At 62.5% G+C, this 12,261-nt stretch carries 11 protein-coding genes; 6 read left to right on the top strand and 5 right to left on the bottom strand.

Annotated features, from left to right (window positions below):
• Positions 1–27 precede the first annotated feature (27 nt).
• Together IF809_RS13665 and IF809_RS13660 are read right to left on the bottom strand one after the other, a co-directional pair.
• Positions 28–1,770, bottom strand: coding sequence for a fumarate reductase/succinate dehydrogenase flavoprotein subunit (locus IF809_RS13665; protein ID WP_462837819.1), 1,743 nt, complete (start codon positions 1,768–1,770; stop codon positions 28–30).
• A gap of 103 nt (positions 1,771–1,873) precedes the next feature.
• Complete coding sequence (locus tag IF809_RS13660; protein ID WP_462837818.1) at positions 1,874–2,647, bottom strand: ferredoxin--NADP reductase; 774 nt, start codon at positions 2,645–2,647, stop codon at positions 1,874–1,876.
• 193 nt (positions 2,648–2,840) lie between these two features.
• On the opposite strand from IF809_RS13660, the gene IF809_RS13655 reads away from it, so the two are divergent.
• From IF809_RS13655 to IF809_RS13635, 5 genes are all read left to right on the top strand, one after another.
• Positions 2,841–3,146, top strand: coding sequence for a gamma-butyrobetaine hydroxylase-like domain-containing protein (locus IF809_RS13655; RefSeq protein WP_128967220.1), 306 nt, complete (start codon positions 2,841–2,843; stop codon positions 3,144–3,146).
• Positions 3,147–3,220: 74 nt separating this feature from the next.
• A complete protein-coding gene (locus tag IF809_RS13650; protein ID WP_462837817.1) occupies positions 3,221–3,994 on the top strand; it encodes a Crp/Fnr family transcriptional regulator in 774 nt (257 codons plus the stop codon).
• Positions 3,995–4,175: 181 nt separating this feature from the next.
• Positions 4,176–5,597: an ABC transporter substrate-binding protein gene (locus IF809_RS13645; protein ID WP_453991827.1), complete on the top strand. Its 1,422-nt coding sequence runs from the start codon at positions 4,176–4,178 to the stop codon at positions 5,595–5,597.
• On the top strand, positions 5,594–6,508 hold the full coding sequence (locus IF809_RS13640; protein ID WP_462837816.1) for an ABC transporter permease: 915 nt from the start codon (positions 5,594–5,596) through the stop codon (positions 6,506–6,508). The genes IF809_RS13645 and IF809_RS13640 overlap by 4 nt, the downstream gene beginning before the upstream one ends.
• Positions 6,490–7,377: an ABC transporter ATP-binding protein gene (locus IF809_RS13635; protein WP_462837815.1), complete on the top strand. Its 888-nt coding sequence runs from the start codon at positions 6,490–6,492 to the stop codon at positions 7,375–7,377. The genes IF809_RS13640 and IF809_RS13635 overlap by 19 nt, the downstream gene beginning before the upstream one ends.
• Positions 7,378–7,427: 50 nt before the next feature.
• On the opposite strand, the gene IF809_RS13630 is transcribed toward IF809_RS13635, so the two are convergent.
• The gene (locus IF809_RS13630; protein ID WP_128967225.1) at positions 7,428–8,486 is read right to left on the bottom strand and encodes a YeiH family protein; all 1,059 of its coding nucleotides are present in this window, start codon (positions 8,484–8,486) and stop codon (positions 7,428–7,430) included.
• A 130-nt stretch (positions 8,487–8,616) separates the two neighbouring features.
• Positions 8,617–8,835 (bottom strand): hypothetical protein, encoded by a 219-nt coding sequence (locus IF809_RS13625; protein WP_128967226.1) that lies wholly within the window; start codon positions 8,833–8,835, stop codon positions 8,617–8,619.
• A gap of 265 nt (positions 8,836–9,100) precedes the next feature.
• Here IF809_RS13625 and IF809_RS13620 point away from each other — a divergent pair, with 265 nt between their 5' ends.
• Positions 9,101–11,011, top strand: coding sequence for a flavin-containing monooxygenase (locus IF809_RS13620; protein ID WP_462837814.1), 1,911 nt, complete (start codon positions 9,101–9,103; stop codon positions 11,009–11,011).
• 17 nt (positions 11,012–11,028) lie between these two features.
• Here IF809_RS13620 and ald read toward each other — a convergent pair whose 3' ends face one another.
• The gene (gene ald, locus IF809_RS13615) at positions 11,029–12,144 is read right to left on the bottom strand and encodes an alanine dehydrogenase (protein WP_462837813.1); all 1,116 of its coding nucleotides are present in this window, start codon (positions 12,142–12,144) and stop codon (positions 11,029–11,031) included.
• Positions 12,145–12,261: the final 117 nt, after the last annotated feature.

Below are 12,261 nucleotides of genomic sequence, written 5' to 3'. Positions count from 1 at the left end.
TGTCTCCTGTTGCTGTGCTCTGGTGGATCAGGCGGTGGCGCGGATGCGCTGCTTGTCGTAGAGGTCCTTCTCGTCGTCTGCGATCGGCACGACGTAAGGCTCCACCGCGCGCTTCTCGCTGGTCATCTTGCCGTTCTGCTTGCTCAGCAGCGTGTGGCAGAACCAGTTCTCGTTGTCCTTCTCCGGAAAATCGGTACGCCAGTGATAGAGGCCCCAGCGGCTCTCCTCGCGATAGAGCGAGGCGTGCACCGCCATGTCGGCGCAGTCCATAATCGACTGCACCTCCAGAGCGCGGAGCAGCTCATGGGCGTTGCGCGCGATCATGCGCTCCTGCATGTCCTCCCGTGCTTCGGCAAGACGCCGCATGCCGAGCTCGTACTTGCGCGTGACCTTCGGCGGCTGGAGATAGTCGTTCACGAGGCGGCGAGTCTTGTATTCGACCTGGTTCGGCGGGATGCCGTCCTCACGCTTGGTCGGCGCCATGACGCGATCGTGCTCCATCGCGACGTCGGCGGCGTCGAACTCCGCAAAATCGTGACTATCGGCGAATTCCATCGCGTCAATACCGGCGACTGAGCCGTTGGTGAAGGCGCCGAGCATATAATTGTGTGGCACGCTCGCCATGTCGCCGGCCGCGTAGAGGCCGGGCACGGTTGTGCGGGCATTGTCGTCGACGAACACGCCGGAAGCGCTGTGGCCGGAGCAGAAACCGATCTCGGAGATGTGCATCTCGATCGATTCGCTGCGATAGTCGACGCCGCGCCCCTGCTGGAACAGCCCGCGCGTGGGCCGCTCCACCTTATGCAGCGTAGATTCGATTTCGGAGATGGTGTCGGGATGGAGATGCTTGAGCTGCAGGAACACCGGACCTTTGCCTGACAGCAGCTCGTTGTAGAACTCCAGCATCATCTGGCCGGACCAGTAGTCGCATTCGATGAAGCGGGAGCCTTCGTTGTTGGCCGTGAAGGCGCCGAAGGGGCCGGCGACATAGGCGCAGGCCGGACCGTTATAATCCTTGATCAGCGGATTGATCTGGTAGCATTCGAGGTTCGCGAGCGCCGCACCGGCGTGATAGGCCATCGCGTAGCCATCGCCGGAATTGGCAGCATTCTCGTAGGTGCCGAACATGTAGCCGGACGTCGGCAGACCCAGCCGGCCGGCGGCGCCCATGCAGAGGATCACGGCCTTGGCCTTGATCACCAGGATTTCGGCGGTGCGGGTGTTGACGGAGATGGCGCCGGCGATGCGGCCGTCCGACGATTTCAGCAGTCGCGTCGCCATGTAGCGGTTGGAGATCAGGATGCGGGCACGACGGAGCTGGCGATAGAGCGCCTTCTTCACGGTCTCGCCGTTCGGCATCGGCAGCACATAGGTGCCGATGTGGTGCACCTTCTTGACGGCGTAATCGCCGTTCTCGTTCTTCAGGAAGCGGATGCCGAAGCTGTCGAGCTCCTCGATGATTTTGTAGCAGTTTTGCGCGTATTTATAGACCGCCTTCTGATCGACGATGCCATCATTGGCGATGGTGATTTCCTTGGTGTATTGCTCCGGCGTCGCGTAGCCGGGAATGACGGCGTTGTTCAGCCCGTCCATGCCCATCGAGATCGCGCCGGAGCGCTTGACGTTGGCCTTTTCGAGCAGGACGACATTGGCTTTGGGATTCTTCAGCTTCGCCTTCAGCGCCGCCATCGGGCCAGCCGTCCCGCCGCCGATCACAAGCACGTCGCAGGAAACCTCCGAAAGTCCGTCGACGATCTGATCTAGTGCCATCGCTTGCTCCTGATTCGCCGAGTCTTCGGCGCCTTTGCGTCAGATTTGTTCAGGGGGCGAGCCGGCGATAGCAATTAGTTGTCGCCGGAACGCGATTTGCGGCTCAGCGCTCGACGAAAGCCTTCTCGATCACGAAATGGCCGGGCTGACTGTGACTGCCCTCGACGAAACCACGAGCCGAAAACATCGTGTGCAGCTCCTCGAGCATCGCCGGGCTGCCGCACAGCATGATGCGGTCGGTCTCGATATCGAGGCCGGATTGCCCGACATCGTCGAACAGCTGGTTGGAGGCGATCAGGTCGGTGATGCGGCCGCGATTGCGGAACGGCTCGCGGGTGACGGTCGGGTAATAGACCAGCTTGTCGCGGATCAAGGGGCCAAAGAATTCGTGATTGCGCAGTCCCTCGACGACGTGCTCACCATAGGCAAGCTCGGAGACTTGGCGGCAGCCATGGGCGAGCACGATGGTTTCGTAGTTTTCATAGACGTCGGGATCCTTGATCAGGCTGGCGAAGGGCGCGAGGCCAGTGCCGGTCGAGAGCAGCAGCAGGCGTTTGCCCGGAATGAGATTGCCGGTGATCAGCGTGCCCGTCGCCTTGCGGCCGACCAGGATGATGTCGCCTTCCCTGATCTTCTGTAGGCGCGAGGTCAGCGGGCCATCCTGCACCTTGATCGAGAAGAACTCGAGCGCCTCCTCATGATTGGCGCTCGCCATGCTGTAGGCCCGCATCAACGGCTTGCCCTCCACTTCGAGGCCGATCATCGCGAACTGGCCGTTCTGGAAACGAAAGCCGGGATCACGCGTCGCGGTGAAGCTGAACAGGGACTGGGTCCAGTGCCGGACCGACAAAACCGTTTCCTTCTGAAATGCGCTCATCATCTCTCCTTCTCGATGACGTCAAGGTCACGGAGAGGGAAGAGTCCGGCAATTCGGAAGTGAAATTCCTGGTCGATTAGTTTCACATTTCGCCGGCAGCGATCGAAGTGAAGGCACGCCGTCATGCCCGCGCCGGCAATTAGTTGCTATTCGCGTACGTCCCGCCGCCATAGATAGAAGCCGGAGGTTCGTCATGACCATGACTGCATTGGTTGCACCGACCGTGGCCGACTACGAAGCGAGCGCCGATCTCGCCGCGCTCCTCGTCCGCACGACGCATGACGATGCGCTGAGCGTCCCCGCCGAGAGGCTTCGGCTCTCCTGCAAATGCGCCCACTGCACCCGCGCCCGCTTCGATGGCCGCTTCCCCGAAACGTTTCCCGGCATCGCCATCACCGAGATCGGCGATCTCGGCTACGGGCTGAACATCTCGTTTTCGGACGGACATAACCGGGGAATTTACCCAAAACCGTATCTGCTGAGCCTGGCGGGGCGGTAAGCACCCGTTTGCCCACCTATCTGGCACGGACATTGCTCCTCTTTAGAACGGTTTGAACGTTCCGGAGGCAGACGATGTTGCAGGCGGCGAGTGTGGTTCGCGGGACTCTCCCCCCGGCGGTCCGGCCTGCGGGCAGTTCCTCGCTGTTGCTCACCGAGAACCAGCAATGGATCGGCGGTCCACCGCCGCTGATGGACAAGCTTAACCCGCGCGAGCGGGAGCTCGTGCTGAAGCAGGGCCGGCGCAAGGTCCTCAACCGGGGCCAGACGCTGTTCAGCCAGGGCGGCAGGCACGACGGCATCTGGTTGATCGAAAGCGGCCGTATCCGCGTGTTCTACACTTCCCCGCAGGGACGCGAGATCACGCTCGCTTATTGGCATGTCGGCAACTTCGTCGGTGGGCCCGAAGTGTTCGAGGGCACCGTGCATCAATGGTCCGGCGTCGCATCCAGCAATTGCAGTGTCGTGCACCTGCCGGGAAAGGAGCTGCGGTCGCTTGCCGCGGAGATCCCGAATCTCGCGATCGGGCTGATTGAAGGCCTGACTTTCAAGGGCAAGTGCTATTCGGCACTGGCGCAAATGCTCGGAACGCGCTCGATCACGCAGCGTCTGGCGCATCTGCTCCTGCATCTCGTCGAGCTCTACGGCGTCCCGGACGCCGACGGCCGCGTCATCGCGGCGGCTTTCACTCATGCCGACATCGCCCACATGGTCGGCGCCACAAGGCAATGGGTCACGATCAGCCTGAAGCGCATGCAGGAAAAAGGAATCGTACTGACCAGGCGGTCGCAGATCGTGGTCTGCCGGACCGACGTGCTGGAGGAGATGCGCGGCCACGCATCCGACTGAGGAAGTTTGCGAGCAAGGTCGGTGCACAGGCAAGCGGCTTTATAGTGCAGGACTGCTCAAGGAGTATGCAATCAGCTTTTCCCGGCAACTAATCGACTACCGCGGTCATTCCGGATTTGCCCTGTCCGGGCCCTGCTCCAATCATGGCAATCACAGCACATCCAACCGAATGAGGATGAGAATGGCCCGCCATCTTCCCACGCTCTCGATCGCGATGTCGGCGACATCGCTGGCGCTAATCCTCGTGCAGCCGGCCTCGGCGGAAACCGTCACGCTCGGCATCGGGACGCAGGACACCACGACCAACACGGTGACCGCGGGCGTCGTCATCCGCCAGCTTCATCTGCTCGAGAAATATTTGCCGACGTCAGGCAAGTACGCCAACATCAAGTTCGAGCTCGAATGGCAGAACTTTACGTCGGGTCCGCCTGTCACCAACGCGATGATGGCGAACAAGCTGCAGATCGGCATGATGGGCGACTACCCGCTGATCGTGAACGGCTTCACCTTTGAGAGCAATCCTGAAAGCAAGAGCCGGCTGATCGGCATCGCTGCCTACAGCCTGGAAGGCTCCGGCAACGGCATCGTCGTTCACAAAGATTCGCCCTACTACGATCTTGCCGATCTCAAGGGCAAGCTCGTCAGCGTGCCCTTCGGCTCCGCCGCGCACGGCATGGTCCTCAAGGCCATGCAGGACCGCGGCTATGGGAGCGACTTCTTCCAGCTCGTCAGCCAGAGCCCTGAAGTCGGCTCGACCAATCTCCAGGAGAAGAAGATCGACGCACACGCCGACTTCGTGCCCTTCGCAGAGCTGCTGCCGTTCCGCGGTTTTGCGCGAAAGATCTTCGACGGCGTCGAGACCAATCTGCCGACCTTTCATGGCATCGTGGTCCGCACCGACTTCGCCGAGAAATACCCTGAAGTCGTCGTCGCCTACTTCAAGGCGCTGATCGCCGCCAACCAGTGGCTGCGCGAGGATCCCAAGCTCGCGGCCGAAAAGATCCAGGAATGGACCGGCATCAACAAGGAGGTCGTTTACATCTTTCTCGGGCCCGGTGGCAACATGACCACCGATCCGACCGTCAAGCCGGCGTTGGTCGATGCAGCGACCGCCGACGTCAAGGTGCTGCAGAATCTCGGCCGCATGAAGGAGTTCGATCCCAAGAAGTGGGTCGACGACAGCTATATCCGGAAGGCCTATTCCGAGATGAAGCTGGACTATGACGCGCAGCTTGGGAGCACCAAGAACTACGAAATCACAGGCCAAGACACCTTCTGCAAGAAGCCGATCACCGATCCGCGCAAAGCCGGCGAGGTCTGGATCGACGACACAGGCATCATGCCATTTTCCTCCGCCGCCTGCACGCTCGGCGCTTATGCCGACTACAAGGCCAAAGGCAAGAAGATCAACGTCGCCTATGTCTTCGACACTACGCGCGGCATTAAGCTGTTCGCCGACCAGGCCTTCTTCGCAGTCGGCAATGGCGACGTCGCGCCGTTCCTGCTCAAGAAGGACGCGGAGGCTTATGCCGCCAAGATCAGCGGCAAAGTGCTCGGCTTCGACGACGCGGTGAAGGCGGCAGCAAGCGGAGGCAAGACGTGAGCAGCCCTGCCCTCGTCAGACATCCCGAGGAGAACATGCCGGCCACAGCAGCACTTCCAGAGGCGGTCCCCCAGCCCGCGGTCACACCGCCCGCAACACCCACTTCATTCGCCACGCTCGCGCTGCGCTGGTACCGGCTGAACCAGGGGCGGCTGCGCGCCACCGCGATCAGCGTGATCTCGCTGCTCGCTTTCCTCCTGGTCTGGCACCTGCTCACGACGTATCGTGTCGTGTTCTTCGTGCGCTTCACCAATGTGCCCTCGCCGCTCGCGGTCTACGCAAGCTTCACCAAGGCGATCCACGACCCGCACTTTCTGATGCACATCGTGCTGAGCTGCCGGCGCATCTTCATCGGTTTCTCGCTTGCGGCGATCATCGGCGTACCGCTCGGCCTGATCATGGGACGCTTCAAGCTGGTGCACGAGGTCGTCTTCCCGGTCGCTGAGGTGCTGCGGCCGATCCCGGCGATCGCCTGGGTGCCGATGGCGATCATGCTTTGGCCGACCAACGAGCAGAGCATCGTCTTCATTACCTTCCTCGGATCCTTTTTCCCGATCCTGGTCAACACGCTGCACGGCATGTCGCTGGTCGATCCCGTGCTAGTGCGCGCCGCGCAATGCCTTGGCGCGCGCGAGCGATCGATCTTCCGGGAGGTGTATTTTCCCGCCTCGCTGCCGCACATCTTCACCGGCCTCACCGTGGGCATGGGTGTCGCGTGGGTCTCGCTGATCGCCGCCGAGATGATCTCGGGCCAATACGGCATCGGCTACTTCACCTGGGAAGCCTATTCGCTGGTTCAGTATGCCGACATCGCGCTCGGCATGATCGCGATCGGCGTGCTTGGCCTCGGATCGAGCCTGCTCATCCGAGGCGCGGGACATCTGGTGATGCCATGGAGGTCGACGAGATGAGTGAGGTTCTGGCGGGCGAACTAAAGGGCCATATCCAGGTCAGGAACTTCTCCCTCAGCTATGACAGCATCGAGGGACCGGTGCAGGCCGTTACCGATACCCAGATCCACGTGAACCCCGGCGAGTTCGTCTCGATCGTCGGCCCTTCCGGCTGCGGGAAATCGACGCTGCTCAACGCAGTCGCGGGCTTCCTCAAGCCAAACACCGGCATCGTCACCGTCGACGGCGAGCGCGTGAACGGCCCCAGCGCCGAACGCGGCATGGTGTTCCAGCAATATTCGCTGTTTCCCTGGAAGACGGTGCGGGAGAACGTCGAGTTCGGCCTCAAGATGCGCGGAATGCCGCGCTCCCAGCGCGAGCGCGCCGCGCGCACATTGCTCGGACTCGCTGGGCTCGAAGCATTCGAAAAGCACTATCCGGAAAAGCTCTCAGGCGGCATGAAGCAGCGGGTCGGCATCGTCAGGGCGCTCGCCACTGGACCAAAGGTTCTGCTGCTCGACGAGCCATTCGGTGCGCTGGACGCGCAGACGCGGGTCATCATGCAGCAGATCCTCACCAACATGTGGCAGCGGCTGAAGATCTCGGTGCTGTTCGTCACCCATGATATCGATGAAGCGATCTTCCTCTCCGACCGCGTCTACTGCATGACCGCCCGCCCCGGCTCGATCAAGGCTGAGATTCCGATTCCCCTGGAGCGGCCACGGCAGCAATCGATGATGATGTCGTCGGAATTCCTGGCGCTGCGCCGCGGGCTGATGTCGCTGATCCGTGAGGAAAGCCTGAAGGCGATGGGCGGCGAGATCAACGACATGGGCATGCAGGGATTGAACATCGAGTTGCATGGCCATTCGCTGGCGGATGTGATCTGATCCTTTTTCCCTTCTCCCACAAGGGGAGAAGGAAGAGGAGTCCGCATTTCTCACTTGAACCAGTGCACCAGCGCGATGCTGATGCCGAGCAGCAACATCAGGGACAGCGTCACCGCCGCTGTCACCCTGCCCCCGACATTCGCAAGCACGCGCACGTCGACGCCGAGACCAAGCGCGGCCATCGACACCACCGTGAGGAAGGTCGTGATCTTCGTCACCGGCCCCACCACGGTCGCCGGCACAATCTCGAGGGAGCGCAGTGTCGCCAGCGCGAGAAAGCCGAGGATGAACCAGGGCACCAGGCGAAAGAAGCCAATATTGGTCTTCTTGGAATCGGCCTGCCAGCGTGCGGCGACAAGGGACAGGCCGACGACGACGGGCCCGAGCATCAAGACGCGCATCAGCTTCACAAGCGTGCCGATCTGCGTGGAAATCAGGCCTGCCGGCACGGTCGCCGCCAGCACCTGAGGCACGGCATAAACGGTGAGGCCTGCGAGGATGCCGTATTGTGTCGCCGTCAGTTGCAGCAGCGGGATCAGCAGCGGCAGGCCCAGCACCATCATCACGCCGAGGATCGCAGTGAAGGAGATTGAGGAAGCGATCTCGTCGTTATTGGCGCCGATGATCGGCGCCACGGCCGCGATCGCCGAGTTGCCGCAGATCGAGTTGCCACAGGCAATCAGGATCGACAGCCGGGTCGACAGCCCGAGCATCCGGCTGAGTCCGAAGGAGACGCAGAGCGCGATGACGACCACCGCCGCAATCGAAGCCAGCAGCGCGACGCCGGAGGCCGCGATGGCGGCAAAGCTGATCGAGGCGCCGAGCAGCATGACCGCAACTTCAAGGAGCTGCTTGGCGCTGAAGGCGATCCCGGCCTGCCAGCGCGGCGCCGGCCTCCAGAAACTACGCACGGCCATCCCAAGCAGGATCGCCATCACCAGTGCCTCGATATAAGGATGCTCAAAGACCCCGAGTTCGGCCCTTTCCAGCAGGGCCGAGACACCGGCGACCGCCATACAGAGGAGGATGCCGGGAATCAGCGCGACCACGCGGCTGACAGCGGTAGCGGGCTTGGCGTCGGCCGGGCTGGATGCTTGATTCTGCGACACAAATCTCTCCCTGAGGAGAAAGATTTATACGCAGCACTCTTCCATTGGGGAATAAGTTTTCGACATATCAGGGCCGAGGGAAGTTTGATCCTCGGCCTGGAATAATCCGGCTCAGACCGGCAGGTCGGTCTTAGAAGAGCAAGTTCTTGGCGAGCGAGGCCACGTGGCTGAAGCCGTCATAGACGCCCGGCTCAAAGAACGCGGCCCGCGCGAGCACGATGGCGGCGACCAACGACCAGAACAGGCCGGTGCCGGCCCGCAGCAGGAGCTTGGACGCACGCGACCGCGGCTGGGTGTCCGTTGCGGACACCAACTGCTCGCCGAAAGGCTCAAATCCGGTGCGTTCCATAGCCGTCAATCCATCAAATCCTGACAGGAATGTCGTCGTTCCGCACCTAAACGGCAATGGAAACGATTGGCGTTTTTGCCCTTCGCAAGGGAAACTCCTTCCGTGAGACGATGCCGGGGCGATAGTTTTCTTCTTCGGTCCTATTGGAGCACCGGAAACCCTGCATAGACGATCCGGGACTCCTCAACTACCTTGCCGAGCCGCGCGTCCCTCGTTCGCCCACCAAGATCGAACGCTTGGGATCGCCGGAGATCAGAAGAAGACGATGAATATCGCATCTCCACACAAGCCCCTCGACCTCGCCTCGGCCATCGCCGAGGCCGACATCCGCTGCCTCCTCATGGTGCTGGTGCACATGACTGGCGAGGCGCGCTGGCTCGAGCCGCCCTATCTGCCCAAGCGCGACATCCGCCTCATCCCCGATCCCGAAGCCGGCGTGCCTCGCGAGATCCAGGACGAGATCCGCGCTGCGGTCGTCAGGCTGTTTGCCGACGGCACGCCGACGCCGGCGATCACTGATCCCGGCGAAGAGCTGCTCCTGAAGATGATGCGGGCGTGCCTCGGCGAAAACGTCGCGCCGGAATATGCGCCGCTGATGCGGGAGGAGATGGGCTTCGTGCCGCGCGAGGCGCGCTGGACCACGCGGCCGCCCGACGAGAAGCTCGCGGACCAACATGTTCTCATCGTCGGCGCCGGCGTATGCGCCATCGCGCTCGGTGTGGCGCTCGGCCATCTCGGCATCCCCTACACCATCGTCGAGAAGAACGCCGAGCTCGGCGGCACCTGGTGGATCAATCGCTATCCCGGTTGCGGCGTCGACACGCCGAACCATTCCTATTCCTACTCCTTTGGCTCGGGTCATGCATGGACGCGCTATTTCTGCCAGCGCGAGGAGCTGCTCGGCTATCTTCAGAAGGTCGCGGAGGAATACGGCATCCGCAAGCATCTGCGCGTGAATACCGAACTGACGTCCTCGCGCTGGGAAGAAGGCAAGCGGCGCTGGATATCGACGCTGAAGACGACGAACGGCGAAGAGACTTTCGAATCCACCGCCCTGGTCTCGGCTATCGGTCAGCTCAATGATCCTTCGCGCGCGCACTTCAAAGGTGAAGAGGATTTCAAGGGCACGATCCTGCACTCCGCGCTGTGGTCGGAGGACATTAAGCTCGAGGGCAAACATGTGGCTGTAATCGGCACCGGCGCCACGTCGATGCAGCTGGTGCCGTCGATCGCCGGCCGCGTCGCCTCGGTCACCGTCTATCAGCGCAGCGCGCAATGGGCGCGGCCGGTAAAAGGCTATGCCGATCCGATCAGCGACGGCGCGCGCTGGCTGCTCGCCCATCTGCCGTTCTATGTGCAGTGGTACCGTTTCAACATGTTCTGGCGTTACGGCGATGGTCTCTTGCCATTCCTCCGCAAGGATCCGGCCTGGCCGCATCCGGAGCGCGCGGTCAACAAGGGCAACGACCGGCACCGCCAGGAGCTGACCGACTTCATTCTGTCGGAGCTGCAGGGCCGGCCCGACCTGATCGAGAAATGCGTGCCGACCTATCCGCCCTATGGCAAGCGCATTCTGCTCGACAACGCCTGGTTCAAGACCTTGAGGCGGGACAATGTCGAACTCGTCACCGATGCGATCGACCATGTCGACGAGAGCGGTATCGTCACAGCCGACGGCACGCACCGCCCCGCTGACATCATCGTGGTCGCCACCGGCTTCAAGGTCACCGAGATGGCGGCGCGCCTCAACATCAGCGGCTGCGATGGCAAGGATTTGCGCCAAGCCTGGGCCAACGACAATCCGACGGCGTTCCTCGGACTCACCGTGCCCGGTTTTCCGAACTTCTTCTGCATGCTCGGTCCGAACTCCGGGCCGGCGCACGGCGGCAGTGTCATCTTCCAGTCGGAATGCCAGAGCCGCTATATCTCGGCTTGCCTCGTCAGCATGATCGAGCAGGACATCGCTGCGATCGACGTTCGCCCTGATGTGCTCGACGACTACGTCCGCAGGGTCGATGCAGAGCACGAGGCCATGATCTGGACCCACAAGGGCATGAGCACCTATTACCGCAACCGCAGCGGCCGCGTGTTCTCGGCGATGCCGTGGCGGTTCGTGGACTATTGGCGCATGACGCACGACCCGGACATGCGGCAGTACAGGCTGACCAAGGCGTAAATCTCAGCGCATCCTCACTACGCCGCCAGCCCGCTCCCAACAGGCGCGAACTCCATCCCGAGGCTCTCCGCCACCGCCTTGTTGGTGATGCGGCCGCGGTGGACGTTCAGACCGTTGCGCAGGTGCGGATTTTCCAGCACCGCGGAAAAACCCTTGCCCGCGAGCATCAGGCCGAATGGCAGCGTCGCGTTGTTCAGCGCCTGGCTCGAGGTTACCGGCACCGCCCCCGGCATGTTGGCGACGCAATAATGCACGACGCCGTCGACCTCGTAAGTTGGCGCCGCATGCGTGGTCGCATGCGAGGTCTCGAAGCAGCCGCCCTGATCGATCGCGACGTCGACCAGCACCGCGCCCGGCCGCATCGATTTGAGCATCGCACGCGTGATCAGCTTCGGCGCACTGGCGCCCGGCACCAGCACGGCACCGATGACGACGTCGGCGGCGAACACCTCTTCCTCGACCGACTCGATCGTCGAGAAGCGCGTGCGCACGCGTCCGGTGAAAAGATCGTCCAGTTCGCGCAGGCGCGGAATCGAACGATCGATCACCGTGACCTCGGCGCCAAGGCCAGCGGCCATGCGTGCGGCCTGCGTTCCCACGACGCCACCGCCGAGAACGACGACGCGTGCCGGCTGCACGCCGGGTACGCCGCCGAGCAACAAGCCGCGACCGCCAGCCGATCGCTTGAGCGCGGCGCCGGCGGCCTCGATGGCGAGGCGGCCGGCGACTTCGCTCATCGGCGCTAGCAGGGGGAGGTGGCCGGCCGCGTCGGTGACGGTTTCATAGGCGATCGCAGTACAGCCTGACGCGAGCAGGCCCTTGGCCTGATCAGGGTCTGGCGCGAGATGGAGGTAGGTAAACAGAATCTGGCTTTCGCGGAGCTGCGCCCATTCACTCTGCTGCGGTTCCTTTACCTTCACGATCATGTCGGATTTAGCGAAGATGTCGCGCGCGCTAGCGGCGATGGAGGCCCCCGCCCGCTGGTACACCTCGTCGGAGGCGCCGATGCCATTGCCGGCGCCGGTCTCGACCGTCACCTGGTGCCCGGCTGCGACATATTCGCGAACAGCCCCCGGGGTGAGCCCGACGCGATATTCCTGGACCTTGATCTCCTTGGGCACACCGATGCGCATTCTTGGGCTCCTTTGATTCACCTGCGCGATGGTAGCGGTGCAGCCAGTTTGGTTTCGTGCAAATATCCGCTAGCTTTGGTCTTCCCGCGCCCGCTTCGGTCGCGGAATCGGCCTTTG

This window comes from Bradyrhizobium sp. UFLA06-24 (assembly GCF_054967145.1).
Note: the sequence above shows the minus strand (reverse complement) of the source record. Positions and strands in the feature narration are given on the sequence as shown.